Origin of the sequence: uncultured Paraglaciecola sp. (assembly GCF_913058035.1) — a bacterium.
Taxonomy (GTDB): Bacteria; Pseudomonadota; Gammaproteobacteria; order Enterobacterales; family Alteromonadaceae; genus Paraglaciecola.
The window spans coordinates 1-16,889 of the sequence record NZ_CAJXPA010000099.1; the positions used below are offsets into that span (position 1 = coordinate 1).

The 16,889-nt window shown below is 38.7% G+C and carries 15 protein-coding genes and 1 pseudogene; 4 read left to right on the forward strand and 12 right to left on the reverse strand.

Going from position 1 to position 16,889, the window contains the following annotated elements:
* Positions 1-28: 28 nt before the first annotated feature.
* Positions 29-811: pseudogene (locus tag QZ562_RS13315) on the forward strand (prephenate dehydratase domain-containing protein); the annotation flags it as partial.
* A gap of 74 nt (positions 812-885) precedes the next feature.
* On the opposite strand, the gene QZ562_RS13320 reads toward QZ562_RS13315, so the two are convergent.
* The 8 genes from QZ562_RS13320 to QZ562_RS13355 form a co-directional block, all read right to left on the reverse strand.
* Entirely contained in the window at positions 886-1,956 is a 1,071-nt protein-coding gene (locus QZ562_RS13320) for a methyl-accepting chemotaxis protein (protein ID WP_293760880.1), read from the reverse strand.
* Positions 1,957-2,103: 147 nt separating this feature from the next.
* Positions 2,104-3,204 (reverse strand): hypothetical protein, encoded by a 1,101-nt coding sequence (locus QZ562_RS13325; RefSeq protein WP_293760882.1) that lies wholly within the window; start codon positions 3,202-3,204, stop codon positions 2,104-2,106.
* Positions 3,205-3,326: 122 nt separating this feature from the next.
* Positions 3,327-4,466, reverse strand: a complete 1,140-nt coding sequence (gene tyrA / locus QZ562_RS13330; protein WP_293760885.1) for a bifunctional chorismate mutase/prephenate dehydrogenase — start codon at positions 4,464-4,466, stop codon at positions 3,327-3,329.
* Positions 4,467-4,474: 8 nt separating this feature from the next.
* Complete coding sequence (locus tag QZ562_RS13335; protein WP_293760887.1) at positions 4,475-5,569, reverse strand: 3-deoxy-7-phosphoheptulonate synthase; 1,095 nt, start codon at positions 5,567-5,569, stop codon at positions 4,475-4,477.
* 329 nt (positions 5,570-5,898) lie between these two features.
* A complete protein-coding gene (locus QZ562_RS13340; protein ID WP_293760889.1) occupies positions 5,899-7,434 on the reverse strand; it encodes an AbgT family transporter in 1,536 nt (511 codons plus the stop codon).
* Between the two features lie 109 nt (positions 7,435-7,543).
* The gene (locus QZ562_RS13345) at positions 7,544-8,104 is read right to left on the reverse strand and encodes a sugar O-acetyltransferase (RefSeq protein WP_293760892.1); all 561 of its coding nucleotides are present in this window, start codon (positions 8,102-8,104) and stop codon (positions 7,544-7,546) included.
* 21 nt (positions 8,105-8,125) lie between these two features.
* On the reverse strand, positions 8,126-9,037 hold the full coding sequence (rlmF, locus tag QZ562_RS13350) for a 23S rRNA (adenine(1618)-N(6))-methyltransferase RlmF (RefSeq protein ID WP_293760894.1): 912 nt from the start codon (positions 9,035-9,037) through the stop codon (positions 8,126-8,128).
* Between the two features lie 9 nt (positions 9,038-9,046).
* Entirely contained in the window at positions 9,047-10,663 is a 1,617-nt protein-coding gene (locus tag QZ562_RS13355) for an NAD(P)/FAD-dependent oxidoreductase (protein WP_293760898.1), read from the reverse strand.
* A gap of 200 nt (positions 10,664-10,863) precedes the next feature.
* On the opposite strand from QZ562_RS13355, the gene fdxA reads away from it, so the two are divergent.
* A complete protein-coding gene (gene fdxA, locus QZ562_RS13360; protein WP_293760900.1) occupies positions 10,864-11,187 on the forward strand; it encodes a ferredoxin FdxA in 324 nt (107 codons plus the stop codon).
* Positions 11,188-11,884: 697 nt separating this feature from the next.
* Here the strand turns inward: fdxA and rplS are convergent.
* The 4 genes from rplS to rpsP are packed head-to-tail and all read right to left on the reverse strand — an operon-like array spanning position 11,885 to position 13,852.
* A complete protein-coding gene (rplS, locus tag QZ562_RS13365; RefSeq protein WP_101198074.1) occupies positions 11,885-12,244 on the reverse strand; it encodes a 50S ribosomal protein L19 in 360 nt (119 codons plus the stop codon).
* Between the two features lie 19 nt (positions 12,245-12,263).
* Positions 12,264-13,043, reverse strand: coding sequence for a tRNA (guanosine(37)-N1)-methyltransferase TrmD (gene trmD / locus QZ562_RS13370; RefSeq protein ID WP_293760905.1), 780 nt, complete (start codon positions 13,041-13,043; stop codon positions 12,264-12,266).
* Positions 13,043-13,573 carry a ribosome maturation factor RimM gene (gene rimM, locus QZ562_RS13375; protein ID WP_293760907.1) on the reverse strand — a complete coding sequence of 177 codons (531 nt, stop codon included), beginning with the start codon at positions 13,571-13,573 and terminating at the stop codon, positions 13,043-13,045. The genes trmD and rimM overlap by 1 nt, the downstream gene beginning before the upstream one ends.
* 27 nt (positions 13,574-13,600) lie before the next feature.
* Positions 13,601-13,852, reverse strand: a complete 252-nt coding sequence (gene rpsP / locus QZ562_RS13380) for a 30S ribosomal protein S16 (RefSeq protein ID WP_293760910.1) — start codon at positions 13,850-13,852, stop codon at positions 13,601-13,603.
* A 716-nt stretch (positions 13,853-14,568) separates the two neighbouring features.
* Here rpsP and QZ562_RS13385 point away from each other — a divergent pair.
* Positions 14,569-15,660, forward strand: a complete 1,092-nt coding sequence (locus QZ562_RS13385; protein ID WP_293760913.1) for a tetratricopeptide repeat protein — start codon at positions 14,569-14,571, stop codon at positions 15,658-15,660.
* Positions 15,621-16,598: a hypothetical protein gene (locus QZ562_RS13390; protein ID WP_293760916.1), complete on the forward strand. Its 978-nt coding sequence runs from the start codon at positions 15,621-15,623 to the stop codon at positions 16,596-16,598. The genes QZ562_RS13385 and QZ562_RS13390 overlap by 40 nt, the downstream gene beginning before the upstream one ends.
* Positions 16,599-16,889 lie beyond the last annotated feature (291 nt).

Here is a 16,889-nt window from a genome sequence, read left to right on the forward strand (position 1 = left end):
ATCAAAGAGGACCTGTAAGTTTCATTGAATAGGATGTCATAGCTTTTTTGAGCATATAAAAAAAGTAGAGAATAACGAAGCCGATTATGGCGTACTACCTATTGAAAATACCTCATCAGGCAGTATTAATGAGGTATATGATCAACTTCAACATACTCAGCTTTCAATTGTCGGTGAACTCACCCATCCCATTAAACATGCACTGTTAGTCAATCAAGAAACTGATGTTAGCAAGGTAAAAACTTTGTACGCACATCCGCAAGTATTTGCACAGTGTAGCCACTTCCTTGCAGAGTTAGGTAACGTAGAAGTGAAACCTTGCGATAGTACTTCTGCAGCTATGCTGAAAGTGGCCGAGCTAAATAGAGATGATATTGCGGCAATGGGTAGTGAAACAGGTGGCAGTTTGTATGGTTTGCATGCCATTAAATCGAATTTAGCGAACCAAAAAGAAAATCATAGCCGTTTTTTTGTTGTTGCTCGCAAATCTGTCAATGTTCCATTACAAGTTCCAGCAAAAACTACCTTGGTTATGTCTACAGTTCAAAAATCGGGGGCACTAGTGGAGGCGTTAATGGTACTTCGAGATAACAAGATCAATATGACCAAGCTTGAGTCTAGGCCAATAACTGGTAATCCTTGGGAAGAAATGTTTTATCTCGATGTTGAGGGTAATGTACAAGATGGACCAATGCAGCAAGCACTGGAAGAATTAAAAGCCATAACGCGATATTTTAAGGTCTTAGGTTGTTATCCTAGTGAAGAGATAAACCCAACGAGAATTGCCGCAGTGAGTGCTTTAGCTGAATAGCTAAAGCACTTCGAAGGTGATGCCATTACAAATGGCTAAGATTAGCCATTATCCGTTTTTAAAGTATACCCTTTCTATATTTTAAAACGTTGAACTAAGTCATGCGTATGTGCGGCTATCTCAGCTAGGTTTTCTGCAGCAGTACTGGTTTGTTTAGAACCTTCTTCCACATCACTAGCAAGTTCACTAATGCTTTTGACGCTCATGACTACTGAAACTGAAGCTTGATCCTGTTCTTCTGTAGCAGCAGCCACTGTTTCAGTTAGTAGTAACACTTGATGAAGGTTAGTAGACAATTCATCCATAGCAACCGTAACTAAATCAACTAAATGTATACCACCTCTTGCAGCTACCGTCGCCCGCTCCATAGAATCAACCGATTTAGTGGCGGATTGATTCATCACTTCAACTAATTTAGAAATTTCAACTGTACTTTCCTGAGAGCGAGTAGCTAAGGCCCTGACTTCGTCAGCCACAACTGAGAATCCTCTTCCTGCTTCTCCGGCTCTAGCTGCTTCAATAGCTGCATTGAGGGCCAATAAATTTGTTTGATCGGCAATACTTGTGATCACATTTAGTACTGTAGTTATTTGATTCACTTCATCCTTCAAGCCTACAATCACCTTACCTGAATCACTTATTAGCTGTACCAAAAGCTTGATATTTTGTGCTGCTAGGTCAGCCCGTTTCATATTTTCTTTTAAACTTACTTGGGCCTCTATACTCTGTGTATTGGTTTTTTGAGTTGATTTACTAACGTCTGTGACAGCCAGAGACAGTTGCTGCATAGCTGTGGATACCATATGTGTTTGGTCACGTTGTTGAGTAGTTTTTTCACTGCTATCTGAGGTAATAACGCTTAACTCTTGCGAAGCCGATGACAAGCTATCTGCATTTATTTTTACTTGTGAAATAATCTCGTGAATCTGCCTAATAAAGGTGTTGAAGCCACTAGAAATCCGATCTATTTCTGGGATTTTGGACATTTTAAGCTGGATTGTCAGGTCCCCTTCACCCTCAGATAATTCTTCACATGCCTTACCCAGAGAGTTAAGTGGTCGCACGATCCTTGCTGCCATTATTAATACCACCACTACCGACAAGCCGATAATTAAAAGTGCCGAAATCAAAGCGGAAGTTATCAAATTATTTCTTACTGTCGTTGCCGACCTTAATGCTTCTTCGACATCTAACTCGGCCATCAATGCATAATTAAATTTACCAATTTTCAAAGGGGAGTAAGAGGAAAAAACTTCTACATTTCTATAATCAATTATACGTTCAAAACCGGTTTAACCTCGTAGTGCTTTTTTAGCTGCATCAGAGTCAACAGGTTGAATACCAATTGAGGTACCTTTTTTTCTAATAAGTTGTGCTTGAAGAGGATACTTACTGCTTATCGCATTTAAATAACTTGGTTTATCTTCAACAAAAAAGCGGCTTTCATTTAGTAAAACACTGTTGTCATTAATTAAATATGTTTCTCCAGACTCACCGAAACCCTTCTGTGACCACAATGTATTGTGAGTTAATACGTTATTGATCCTCTCCATAGGCATTTGGAAAATCAATACAGCGATAGCCTGACCGTTCGAATAAATAGGACTAGAAGCAAATCCAGCTAACGCGTCATAAGATGGGCGATACTTTTTAAACTCACTAAAAAACACATCACCTTTTTGGGCATTACTTGCTGCAGAAAAAGCTTCGCCAATGCCAGATTCTGCATATGGCCCAGTCATAATGCTAGTGGCATAATCTAATTCTTTAAAAACACTGTAAACGATATTGCCGTTATCAATATCTACTATAAAAATGTCGTAATAACCAAATTCCTGCAAAAACTGGCGCATATCAGGGTGGTATTTGTTATGCAACTGAGCGTAAGTGGAATTATTGGCTAAATCTGTTAAGCCATCTTTTTCACCTAAAGCAAAAGACGAACCCGCAATAAAATCATATTGAAAAGCCAAGGCAGTTTGACTGACGCCATCAAGGGCCGAAGCAGCATCAGTTAATTTTTCTGGGTTACTCTCGTTATATTGTTGAGTAAAGTCTGATGAATAATAATTTTCTAACAATCTTTTTTGTGAAGCACTAACACTGCCACGTTCAGATACATACTTATCAAACGCAGGAATAAACTTTTCTGCCGCATCAATCAGAGAAACGTTAAATGATTTTGTACGAATTTGCGATGTTATAAATTTGAAGTACTCATTGATTGCTTCACCAGTTTGAACATTCTGCGAAATCAAGCGCTCTTTAGCCGCTTTGGTGAGTGCATCGTTCGATTCACTTACCGCAACATTGACAGATACCACTCCCATTAACACTATCGAACACAACAAAATAAATAATATCGCAACTAATAATCGCGTTTTTAAAGACATCGTACTTCCTTCTTAATTTCAACCACTATCAATGTCTATGTATATAAACGGTCTAAAGCTAAAATAAAAACAGACAGTAAAGACAGACAATAAAACAATAAACGCATCATTAAACATACAAACTAACGATCCTCACTTAGTGAACGGTCGTCATCTGCTTTAAGTAAAAGTTTTCTACTACTAATTAAACATTGTTTAGAATAATCACCAAACCAAGAGCCAATTTTATAAAACTGTTTGATAAACTCACCTTTGTTGTTATTTTCAACCAATGCCAGAGCTTGGTTAAATTTCACACTGAATTCAGTAAGTAAAGCAACACTGTCTTCGTTATCAAAAATTATATCGGCATATAACGCTGGATCTTGAGCAAATAATCGACCTACCATTGCCAATTCTAATCGGTAAATAGGAGAACTTAATGATATCAGCTGCTGTAAGTTCGGATTTTCACTAGCCAAATGTGAGCCAAACACGAAGCTACAGAAATGCCTCATAACCTGAATAAATACCATGGCATCGTCATGCTCTTTAGCCGTGGTCTGCTGTAATACTCCTCCCCAAATACGAATTTGCTGTAATAGCCATTCATACTGCTCAGCATGGCGTCCATGACATACCACTACTATCTGTTTAACTAAGCTCGGTACATCTGGCCCAAACATTGGGTGTAAACCTAAAACAGGTCCTGCATGAACTGCCATCATGGCAGCTAGTGGTTTTTGTTTTGTGCTAGTGATGTCCACTAACACGCAATCTAAAGGCAAACATGTCAGTTTACATATTACACTCTCAGATAACTTGATGGGGACTGCAACTAACACTAAACCAGCATCACTGAGAATAGAATCTGCATGTGGCCAGTCATGTTGTTCAAGTAACTGGACTGAATATCCACTGCGCTTGAACATATCGACAAAAATCCTACCCAGTGCACCTGCACCGCCGACCACCACAATTTTTTTTATTTGTGAGTTAGTGCATAAATACTCAACGTTCTGGGTATGGTAAGACTCTCGGATGATCCTGCGTAGCAAATCTTCAATTAAGATGGGGGATACATTTTGTTGTTCTGCTTCTGCCCGTCTTTTGGCAATCAGCTCGGCTTCACGCTCGGGAACATATATGGGTAAGCCAACCTGACTTTTATACTTTCCTACTTCTGCGGTTATTTTTGCCCGTCTCGCCAACAACTCAACTAACTGACTATCAATTTCATCTATCTGTTGTCTTAATATATTGAGTTCTATGGGTACGGACATAAATTTTCCTAGCTTTGCGCTTCATTAAACCTATTTAACCGCATTGGTAATACGGTTATCAACTTATCTCGCATGTGATTAATCAAATCTTCAGTAGTTTGCCAATTAATACAACCATCCGTAATAGATACTCCATATTCTAAATCGGCTGGGGTTTTACCCGAACTACTCTGATTACCGTGATTTAAGTGACTTTCTAACATAATACCAATAACCGAATCATTGCCTTCTAAGATTTGGTTAACAACATTTTTTGCTACCAAAGGTTGCCTGCTAAAATCTTTGCTTGAATTTGCGTGACTGCAGTCAATGACTAACCCAGCATTCAAACTCACTTTGTCTAATTCAGCTTCACAGTCAGCAACACAAACGGAGTCATAATTTGGTTGTTTGCCACCACGTAAAATAATATGACCGTCAGGATTACCTTGAGTGGTGATAACGCTGACTTGTCCTTCACCATTAATCCCCATAAAACTATGACCCGATGCGGCTGATTGTAGAGCATTGATCGCAATACCTAAGCTGCCATCAGTACCATTTTTAAAACCAACAGGCATAGATAAACCACTGGCCATTTCTCTATGTGTTTGTGACTCTGAGGTACGCGCACCAATTGCAGACCAACTAAACAGTTCAGCTAGATATTGTGGGCTAATTGGATCTAGTGCTTCCGTTGCGACGGGCAATTCCAGTTCAGCCAACCAAATCAATAATTCCCGAGCTTTACGTAAACCGGTTTCAATATCAAAGGTATCATTAATATGCGGGTCGTTGATTAATCCTTTCCAACCAACGGTAGTACGAGGCTTTTCAAAGTATACACGCATTACAATATAGAGGGTGTCTTTGCAGCTTTCGTGTAGCTCTTTGAGCTTGATGGCATACTCTTTTGCCGCTTCAATATCGTGTATGGAACAAGGGCCACATATCAGCAAAAACCGATGATCTTTGCGATGCAAAATATCGCTAATGACTTGTCTAGATGATTGGATAACTTGTAAAGCTGAATCACTTACTGGTAACTCTGACTTTAACGCTTGAGGAGTTACTAATACCTCCTCAGAGGAAATATTAATATTATTGATGCTGTCACGTAACATGATTTGACTCTTCTAAAATAAACTTAAATTTGGCATTGGATCAGCATACAAACGGACCCAATACAACTTTCATTTCTATAACGCTTACGGTGTGTAACGATTTAAATACACCATGAATTATATTCTTTTCTAAAATGGATTGACTTTTTACCAGCTATTAAAATAGACAACAAGTTTTAATTGCGTTTTTTAGGTTACTTGCTTATAAATCAGGCGATAATTCATAAAAGTAACTAAACCAACACAGCTGAAAACAGACATAAAATATCGTAGAGATTTATCAGTCACTAATATGGCCACCTATTTATGAAGGTAGCCAAATATGACCATTAACCAGCAGGATAAATATAATTTGATTGGATCCCAAGAGGCATACCCAGCCCCCAATAAGCCAGTAAAAACACAGACCAAAGCAACAAAAGACTGATAGAGTAAGGTAACATTAATGACAAAAGAGTACCGATGCCTGTCGACTTAACATAACGTTGGCAATACACCACTACTAAAGGAAAATACGGCATCAATGGCGTGATAATATTGGAAGACGAATCCCCAACTCGATATGCCGCTTGGGTCAAATCTGGCGAAATATTTAACTGCATCAACATAGGCACAAATATAGGACCTAACAAAGCCCACTTAGCAGATGATGAGCCCACGAAAAGATTCACAAAAGCAGTCAAAAAGATAATACCGACTATTGTCACCATACTCGGTAATGCCAATGTTTTTAATACTTCCGCTCCTTCTATTGCCAATAATGCACCTAAGTTTGACTTACCAAATGCATCAATAAACAACGAACAGAAAAAAGCCATCACAATATAATAACTCATGCCTTGCATAGCTTTCGTCATAGTGTCGATCATATCTTTACTTGATTTGAACGTGCCCGACATAAAACCAAACACCACACCTGGTAACAAAAATAGTAGAAAGATGATTGGAACAATAGATTGCATAATAGGTGCTGTGAATGATGTTAACTCACCAGTGGGTGCTCTAAATGGTGAAGAGTTAGGATATAAAACAGCGACTAAAGCAACAAGACCCCCCAACATTGTCAAAGAAGCAAACTTTAATGCCCTACTTTGTTTTGCGTTTAACTCATCAAACTTAGGGATATCAGCAGGGTCGCCATCAACTTCAACATCTTTTAAGCGGGGCTCAATAACCTTATCAGTTAAATACCAACCGATACTCACCACCAATAAAGTTGAGGCAGAATTAAAAAACCAGTTATTCAGCGGATTTACTTGAATATCAGGATCAATAATTTGCGCTGCACTTTGCGTAAAACTTTGTAGTAAAGGGTCTATAGCTGATGGAATAAAATTGGCGCAAAAACCACCACTAACCCCAGCAAATGCGGCGGCAATTCCAGCTAATGGATGTCTACCCATTGCATAGAAAATAACGCCTGCTAAAGGAATAACCAAGACATATCCTGCGTCTGTTGCGGTATGGCTAACAATTGCCACTAACACCACCATAGGTGTTAACAATGTTTTGGGCGTTGAGTCGAGCATACGTTTTAAACCAGCACTAATAAACCCTGAATGTTCTGCGACCCCCACACCCAACATAGCAACCAACACCACGCCTAGAGGGGCAAAGCCAGTAAATATTGTTACCATCCTAGACAAAAAGTCTGCCAAAGAATCGCCCGTTAATAAATTGTTAACTACCACAGCTTCAGCAGTTCTAGGATCTATTGCACTGAAACTGAAGTTTGACAATATGGCTGACAATACCCACACCACAACCAGACAAAACAAAAAGATAATAGCTGGATCAGGTAACTTATTTCCAGCTCTTTCCACTTTGTCCAATGCACGCATTGTCCAACTAGTTTGATTTGACATAAAACGACTCCATTTGTTTACCGAATAAGATAAAATTTTCAACCAGACTATTTTGCCATGGCCATTAGCAATATCTACAAACAACTTTACTTAATATTTATGTCTGTATTTAACTCAAAACTTTAATAACTTTAGCCGGAACACCCGCCACTAAAGTATTAGTGGGAATATCTTTATTAACTACAGCGCCTGCTGCAATTACAGCATTATCGCCAATATTCACGCCCTCTAATATCTTGGCGCCCATGCCAATCCAAACGTTATTACCAATATTTATTGGTTTAGCCGTTTCAATACCTTTATTACGTTTAACAGGATTTAGAGGATGAGTCGAGGTTGAAATCATGACACCGGGAGCAATCATGACATCATTACCAAAAGTAACCATTGCAGCATCTAAAATAACTAAGCCATGATTGGCATAAAAGTTTTTACCACAAGAAATATTGTAACCATAATCACAATAAAAATTAGGCTCTATCCAAGCTCCGCCACATTCACTGAATAATGATTGAATAATTTTTCGACTACCCTTTCTAGCATCGATATCAAACTGATTAAACTGCTGACAAAGCTTTTTGGCTTTAGCTCTGTCTTGTTGCAATGACTTGTCACTTGGAAAATACTCAAGTCCTTGCAACATTTTTTGTTTTTCGGTTATATCGTTCATGTTACCTCGCTCAAGCCTTTTTTAGAAACGCCACGCCACAAAACGGCTGACTTTTTTCCCTTGTGCCATCTCGATAGTTTTAACATCAGAAATGCCCTGGTGACGCAAACTTTTGTATATGTGCTGTAGGTTGTCTTTTTTTGACACCAAGCTGCTAAACCAGTTTATTTGAGAAGCATACTCACGGCTTTCAGCAATCATTCGTTGGATAAACTGCAGTTCCCCTCCCTCACACCACAGCTCGTTCGATTGTCCGGCAAAATTAAGTGTATTACCGCGCTTTTGAGTGTCTTCGTGACTGCCTCGCTTTACCTTATTCTTGGTTAAATTCTGAACTTTTCGCTGGGAAGCCGCTTTGGCTTGCTCAGCTGAATGATGAAATGGCGGGTTACACATACAAAAAGCAAAGTGTTCATCTGCCTTTACCACATCAGTAAAAATATTTTGCTGACTGTCTTGTTTTCTAATATTGATGTTACCGGTTAAAACAGAGTTTGAGTCAATAATAGCGACGGCTGCCTTAATCGATCTAGGATCAATGTCTGAACCCACCATTTGCCAGCCATATGATCTAGTCGCAATAATTGGATAAATAACATTTGCCCCAGTACCAATATCTAAACCTTTGATAGTTTTTCCTTTAGGTACTATATGATGATTATCTTTGGCTAGTAGATCAGCTAAATAATGCACATAATCAGCCCTACCAGGAACAGGAGGACATAAATATCCACTTGGAATATCCCACAATTCAACCTGATAATAATGCGCTAATAATGCTGCATTGAGTGCTTTAACAGCATTTGCGTTAGCAAAATTTATACTACTACCACCGTCAGGCTTAACTAAAATATGTGACTGCAAGATGGGATAACTCTGAACCAGTTGCGCTAACGGATAACTATCTTGATGTAAATTTCTGGGATGTTTCAATGTCTGTGTCTAATTCATTTGGCTTTGAGCTAGAATATCCAAAGCCAGAGCTTCGGCTACTTTTATTCCATCAATGCCTGCTGACCAAATCCCCCCCGCATAACCCGCTCCCTCACCGGCCGGATATAAACCACCAGTATTAATACTTTGCAGATCTTTACCACGTTTAATACAAATAGGTGAAGATGTGCGGGTTTCTACACCGGTCAACAATCCATCCGCTTTAGCAAATCCTTTAATCTTTTTGTCAAAGGCAGGGATCGCCTCTTGAATGGCGTCAATCACATATTTTGGCACAACTTTGGATAAATCAGTCAATGTAATACCTGGCGTATAAGACGAATTAACCTCACCTAGTTGTTCACTTGATTTACCCTGCAAAAAATCACCTATCAATTGTGCGGGTGCATGGTAATTTTCGCCACCTACCTTGTAAGCGAGTTCTTCAAGTTGGCGCTGTAATGCAATACCCGCTAAAGGATGTTCCGGGTAATCTTGTTCTGGTGTGATGCCCACTACAATTGCACTATTTGCATTTCTTTCATGACGAGAATATTGGCTCATGCCATTGGTAACAACTCTGCCTGCTTCAGAAGCAGCAGCCACCACAGTTCCTCCAGGACACATACAAAAACTGTAAACTGAGCGACCATTTTTACAGTGATGCACTAATTTATAATCAGCAGCACCTAAAATGGGATTGCCGGCATTATCGCCAAAGCGACTTTCATCGATCATCGACTGTTCGTGTTCTATTCTAAAGCCGATTGAGAATGGTTTAGCTTCTACGTAAACACCTTGTTCGTATAACATTTCAAAGGTGTCTCTTGCGCTATGTCCTACTGCCAAAACAGCATGTTCACAAGCCAAATGTTCACCCGTGGATAAATACAAACCTTTCAGCTTTTGCTCTTGAACATCTAATTTATCGACTCTGGTACCAAATCTAATTTCACCGCCTAATTCGATGATTTGAGCACGCATTTTTTCAACCATGTTAACCAGCTTAAAGGTACCGATATGAGGTTTGCTCACATATAATATTTCTTCTGGAGCGCCAGCTGCAACAAATTCATGTAATACCTTACGGCCATAATGTTTACGATCTTTAATTTGGCTGTATAGTTTACCATCTGAGAAAGTACCTGCCCCACCCTCACCAAATTGTACATTGGACTCAGTATCAAGAGGTTTATTACGCCAAAAACCAAACACATCTTTGGTGCGTTCACGCACGGCCTTACCGCGCTCTAGCACTATAGGTTTAAAACCCATTTGCGCTAAAATTAAAGCAGCAAACAAACCACAAGGGCCAAGACCAATTACCACTGGGCGAGCGCTCATATATTGTGGTGCCTGAGCTACAAACTTATATGTCATGTCTGGGGTTTCGCGTACATGAGGATCATCGATGAACTGTGCTAACAGCTCAGACTGGCTCGTCACCTCAACATCAACAATATAAATCAACAAAATATCTGATTTGTTACGAGCATCATAAGCACGTTTATGAACCTCAAAAGACAACATATCTTTTATGGCAATTCCCAACTTCTTCAAAATGGCGGCAGGCAATGCTTCTTCATTATGATTTAACGGTAATTTAACTTCGTTTAAACGCAACATAAGGTTTCCAATGGTCAAACATAAATAACTCGCCTATTTTTGGCGCAGCCCTTAATTATCTAAGGCTGTGTATTTTATGTCAGATAACATGCTTAGGACAGGTAAATTATATATTCTATTAAAGACACAACAGTTGTTTTTTACTGTCGCTACTTTATGATCAGCAGAATTACAAAAATTAAACAAAGATACCCAACGCTATGACCTTTGTAGTCACTGACAGCTGCATCAAATGTAAATTTACCGACTGTGTATCTGTTTGCCCGGTAGATGCCTTTTATGAAGGTGAGAATTTTTTGGTTATCCACCCTGATATCTGTATCGATTGTGGGTTATGTGTACCGGAATGTCCGGTAGAAGCGATATTTGAGGACACTCATTTACCTGAGAATCAAAAACACTACTTACAACTCAACGCCGAACTAGCTGAAGTATGGCCAAATATTATTGAGTTAAAGGCACCACCTGCAGATGCAGATGAATGGACAGCTATAGATAACAAATTACCTTTACTGATCAAATAAGTATTTTTAGCTAAAACTATGCCCTGCACCATTTAGATGTAATGGAACTAATAAATAATGTTTTTTTGTGACAAATTTCCTGACATCAAATTTATAATGATTAAAGACGATCTTGAAGTATATGCTTGCACCAATATAAACCTAACCCATTATGTCGCTATTTAGACAGCAATTTATTACCGTCACTTCAACTAACGTGGTTAACACATGCAATACCCAGCTACAAAAAATGTCTATTACTTTAGATGAAGGTTTAAGCGCTGACATCGTGTTGTGAGATAGCAATGGTAGTCGAACTATCTCAATCTAACACATCATCAAAATATCAAGTTTAATACCTTTGAGAATAGAACATAACAACGCGTGGCGTACATTGAGCCAAAAACGGTTAGTGTGGCCCCATGAAAACTCTGATCCACTAGAGGTAGGAAAATCTCAAACGGCTCTTCTATGGCACTGCCTACTGATGTAATCAAGATACACAGAGCACTAAACGAATTAAAAGGTGTGACACACAAAATTTAGTTTAATAATTAGTAGTCGTTGTATAGGAAAGGAAAGTTAAATAAATAAAATGATGAAAAAAGATCGAAAACTAATTAAAAACGAGTTAAAAAATAGTTTTAACACTGCAGATAGCAAAAACCCGCCAGAAGGCGGGTTTTCTTATTAAGTTAACGGTAACGCAAAATTTAAATTAACCTAGCTTTTCTTTAATACGTGCAGAACGACCAGAGCGTTCACGCAAGTAATAAAGTTTGGCGCGACGAACAGCACCACGACGTTTCACTTCAATAGAACTGACTGCCGGGCTGTGTGTTTGGAATATACGCTCAACACCTTCGCCGTTAGAAATCTTACGAACTGTAAAAGCAGAGTGTAGGCCACGGTTACGTTTAGCGATTACTACGCCTTCGTAAGCCTGAAGACGTTCTTTTTCGCCTTCTTTAACGCGTACTTGCACAACGACTGTGTCACCAGCACTAAATGCCGGAACGTCAGTTTTCAGCTGCGCTTCTTCAATTTTCTTGATGATGTCTTGATTTACTTTACTCATCATATCCTCTCATTCTAGGTTAACTGTCATCATGCTGCGGCAAAGGTTGTAGATATAAATCTAACAATTTTTGCTGCTCCTCAGTCAGAGCTAAATCGTTTAATAATTCAGGGCGTCGTTGCCAGGTTCTACCTAACGACTGTTGTAACCGCCACTGCTTGATTTTTTTGTGGTCGCCGCTCAATAGCACTTTGGGAACAAGCTCGCCATCCAAGTCTTCTGGCCGAGTGTAGTGCGGACAATCTAACAAACCGTGACTAAAAGAGTCTTGCTCGGCAGATTGGTCATGCCCTAACACACCGGGTACAAACCTTGAAATTGCATCCATTAGAACCATCGCAGGTAATTCGCCGCCGCTTAACACGTAATCACCTATCGACCATTCCTCGTCAACGTGTGTTTGTATTACCCGTTCGTCGATACCTTCATATCGACCAGCTACTAGAATCAAACTTTCATTTTCAGAAAGCTGTTTCACTCCTGCTTGATCCAGCTTTTTCCCTTGTGGAGAAAGGTAAACCACTTTTGTTTTTCTTCCTGCAGCCTCTTTAGCTGCCAGAATAGCGTCTTTTAATGGCTGAACCATCATCAGCATGCCAGGTCCACCACCGTATGGTCGGTCATCAACAGTGCGATGTTTGTCGAAAGTAAAGTCTCTTGGATTAAAACACTCTACTTGTAACAATCCGTTTTTCACGGCTCGCCCTACTACTCCCTGCTGGGTAAAAGTCTGGAACATTTCTGGAAACAGACTTATAACACCATACCAACGACTCGGTTCCCGACTAGGTTCTTGCATTAAAATGCAGGATCCCAATCCACTGTGACCGTTTTCGCCTGCCGGTCCACTTGTTTGATCACTTGCTCTAACAAATAAGGAACCATGCGTTCTTTTTGACCAAAAGCATCATTCAAATTGGCTTTAACTAACAATACGTCATTAGCACCCGTTTCGAATAACTCTTTAATAACACCCAAGTTGTAACCTTTATCAGTCACAACCTGCATGCCGACTAACTCACGCCAATAAACATCGCTGTCATCTAATTCAGGTAGCATTTCTGCTTTTATGGAAATCTCAAGATTTTTGATACCTTCGGCATCGTCTCGATTATCCACCCCAACCAATTTGGCAACTAGACCTTTATTGTGGGTCCGCCACTGGTCAACAACGTAATCTTTGCTTTCTTCCACTTGACCCAATAGCCAAGGAGTGTAAGCAAATACGCCGTCTAAATCATGAGTATGAGAGGTGATTTTGACCCAACCTTTAACACCGTAAGGTGCTCCAATTATGCCAATCACTAATGTGTCAGACGCAAGACTCATTTCTTAAACCCTTTTTCGCAACTGCAATTAAGCAGCTACCTTTTGTGCATCTTTAACCAAGCGTGCAACACGGTCAGATAAGCTTGCGCCTACCCCAACCCAATGCTCAACGCGGCCTAAGTCCAAGCGTAAACGCTCTTCTTGACCCATTGCAGTTGGATTGAAAAAACCAATATTTTCAATAAAACGGCCATCGCGTGAACGACGACTGTCTGCAACCACTACTTGATAAAATGGACGCTTTTTAGCGCCACCACGCTGTAAACGAATAGTAACCATATATGCCTCAGACTCGTTGTAGCGTTAACGTTAACTTAATTTACCTTAAATTCTGACAGTTTCTAGCCAGATAAAAGGCCGCCGTATTTTACGGATTTGAGGCAGTTATGCAAGTATAATTAGCAGAAGATGTAAGATTAGTCAGTTTGATTGACCAATATACTAATAGAACTTGATTTTACTGGATGGTTTTATGCTCATAACATCAAAACGATCGAAAATATCCACCCGCTCAAAAAGAGTCTAGGCCACATCATTAATATAGATTTTGAAGCAACGCCAAATCCAGTTATGTGTTTTATTCGGTTAAGCTCCCCAGATTTTCCTGCCCCAAGGTATTCGGATATCCAGTTTTGCTCATGGTTACGCCAAAGATAGAGCCTGTTGCTTATCATTAAGATAAGGGGCGGCATTTATCCTTACAAAATTTTGCTATTTATGCGTACATGTTGGTTTTTCTATGTCTGAGATCTTTGATTGTTCTAAGACAAGCACGGTTCCTGATTAACACAATGCATAATCAACAAAAGAACACATATAAATCCTCAATAGTTCTAGCTTGTCTGATAACCCGGAACCGGCTTACAATTAATAATATCTATATTTGAACCAAAATTTTCTTCAGGCTTTACGGTTCAAATGAAATTGATTAATTAGATGCCTGCAGTAAAAGGGGGAGCTTATTCCCATTTTACCATAAAATACTAAGGAATTTGATGTCAACTAAACTTACCCAAGCCAAACAGCTAGTTGCCAAAAGTAAATTTAAGAAAGCGCTACAAGTCGTTAAAAAAGTAACGCCCAAAAATAATTTGGAAAGATATGAGATGTTGGAAGTTGAAGCATCGTGCCATTTTAATGAAAAGAATTATTCGTTTGCTTTAGTTAAAATGAAACAAGCGCAAACTTTCGCAGAAAACTCTGAAAATAAAACCAAAACACTCAATAACTTGGCAATAATATCTGAAAAGTTAAACAAAAAAGATGAGGCCATTACATATCTTAAGCAGTTTTTAGAAATAGATGGGTCGCTCAAATCAGTTAAACAACGCTACATGTTAGTTACCATGGCTTTTTTAATAGACGATTACGCCACCCTGGAAAAATATGCTCCATTACTCATTAATGTAATTGCCTATGGTACAGAGATAACTCTTATGCTGGCTCATGCTGCAATTAAATCTCAAAAACACGATGATGCATTAATTTATTTGTCGAGAGTATCAGCAGAAATAAAATCTGAAGGGATATTGGTTGTCAGTCAGAAACAGGTTGTTGATGTTTTGAACGGTTTCCACGACATCCGCGCTTTCGAGAATGAATCAAGTTTACTTCAGACTCTGGAAACCAAGTTTAAGCATGAAAAATGGTTCGCTGTTATCGAATCACGACTATCTACAATTGAACATGTGAAAACCCAACAATTAGAAAATCTTTCATCTGATAACACGTTCCTAAATAATGAAAATAAGATTAATAACCCGATAGAAAAAAAGCCAAAGTATCAAATTGACAATGTGATTGGCAACTCTCGCAAAGTAGTGCGCGCAATTACGCGGTTAAAAATAGAAATGGAACGGATGGGCGCATTCTTTCATAAAAAATTGTTGATCGATGAAAATGACGGAGATGTCTGTATCCGCTACTTGGAAGAAAGCACCTCGGACGAAATCTTAATGGAAGCACCGACTAAATGTATGCCATTTGTAAAAGATTATAAATTTACACTAGGAACAGATAATATCATTGTAGTGTCAGCAAAGAAAACATGCTCAATCCCTATGCCAAAAACATCATGTATTTGTTAGCTTATCTGTATAACGAATGTAACAAAATTAATAGTTGGAAATCTAGTTACCCATTGTTTGCGCTAGCTGGCCATGAAGATTTAATCAACAAAATACTGAGTGCACGTTCTAACTCCTCTAGTTATCTTTCTTGTAAGGCCAATAAGATTGAAAATGTTAGTGAAGAGGCTATTTTGCATAGTTTTTTCGGTTCTAGGACTATGTCGTTTTCTGATAAAAACCTACGAAAAATCGGGTCCAAAACTAAGAATAATATTGAATATGCGTTCATACCAATTATTGATTTAGTCAATCATCATATGGAAGCCTCTAGCTTTAAAAGGGATCAAAAAACCGACAACTTGAGAACATTTACAGGTATTGGAAAGGCAGGACGTGAAATATTTACACAATATAATCTAGATGATCCCGTGATAACATTTTTACTCTATGGATTTATTGATCACTCGTCACAGTGGATATACTCTGTGCCTCTAATACTAAAAACTAAGATTGGAATAATAATCAAAATTGATAATTATGTAAAATCTATAAGCCAAAACAAAGTCCCCAACCACTTATTAGGAATTACAGATTATTTACCTGCAAATATCACTCGTGAAAAAAATAATGTTTTTGTATCCAAATTAATAATACCTGCAGCTACTGACTTCACAGTAATGCAAGCAGTGCTTACATATATCTTAACCAGTATTGATATTGAAGGGGTCTATGACAATGTTTTTAATCTCGAGAGCGAGATTAAAAACCTTCAAACACAGTTAATAAATTGTAATAAAGAATTTTGGGAAAGATTAAAGGCAATGTCTTTTTCTAAGATGGAATCAGACAATCCGCCACCTAAATTTGTTTCTGATCAGCTAATCGAATTAAGTGAGTTCTGTTTAAGTCACATAAGAAATTACAGTTCAAACACTGCGCTACTAATAAGAAACTAAATTATAAAAATTCACAGAAAATAGCGGATACCATTTAATTTTACATACTACTAATACTACTAATATTACTAATTTCAACGTATCAGCAATGCATTCGCAAAGGTGCAATTTTAGCAGATGTTTTTCGAGTCTAGCCATCGGTCAACGCTTAAATCTTAGTCTTTACAATATGAATATCTTTGGGCGTTCCTTGTGCATTCTTTGGGGGCTTTTAGGGCTTTTGGGGCTTTTGGGGCTTTTTTTAAAATTATCCACTTAGCTTTTCAATCGACATAACACACAGTTGAAGTA

Coding starts and splice junctions, on each gene's coding strand:
- QZ562_RS13340 (WP_293760889.1), bottom strand. CDS start 7,434: ATGTCAAATCAAACTAGTTGGACAATGCGTGCATTGGACAAAGTGGAA.
- fdxA (WP_293760900.1), top strand. CDS start 10,864: ATGACCTTTGTAGTCACTGACAGCTGCATCAAATGTAAATTTACCGAC.
- QZ562_RS13385 (WP_293760913.1), top strand. CDS start 14,569: ATGTCAACTAAACTTACCCAAGCCAAACAGCTAGTTGCCAAAAGTAAA.
- QZ562_RS13335 (WP_293760887.1), bottom strand. CDS start 5,569: ATGTTACGTGACAGCATCAATAATATTAATATTTCCTCTGAGGAGGTA.
- rpsP (WP_293760910.1), bottom strand. CDS start 13,852: ATGGTTACTATTCGTTTACAGCGTGGTGGCGCTAAAAAGCGTCCATTT.
- tyrA (WP_293760885.1), bottom strand. CDS start 4,466: ATGTCCGTACCCATAGAACTCAATATATTAAGACAACAGATAGATGAA.
- QZ562_RS13390 (WP_293760916.1), top strand. CDS start 15,621: ATGCTCAATCCCTATGCCAAAAACATCATGTATTTGTTAGCTTATCTG.
- QZ562_RS13345 (WP_293760892.1), bottom strand. CDS start 8,104: ATGAACGATATAACCGAAAAACAAAAAATGTTGCAAGGACTTGAGTAT.
- rplS (WP_101198074.1), bottom strand. CDS start 12,244: ATGAGTAAAGTAAATCAAGACATCATCAAGAAAATTGAAGAAGCGCAG.
- QZ562_RS13355 (WP_293760898.1), bottom strand. CDS start 10,663: ATGTTGCGTTTAAACGAAGTTAAATTACCGTTAAATCATAATGAAGAA.
- rimM (WP_293760907.1), bottom strand. CDS start 13,573: ATGAGTCTTGCGTCTGACACATTAGTGATTGGCATAATTGGAGCACCT.
- QZ562_RS13325 (WP_293760882.1), bottom strand. CDS start 3,204: ATGTCTTTAAAAACGCGATTATTAGTTGCGATATTATTTATTTTGTTG.
- trmD (WP_293760905.1), bottom strand. CDS start 13,043: ATGCAAGAACCTAGTCGGGAACCGAGTCGTTGGTATGGTGTTATAAGT.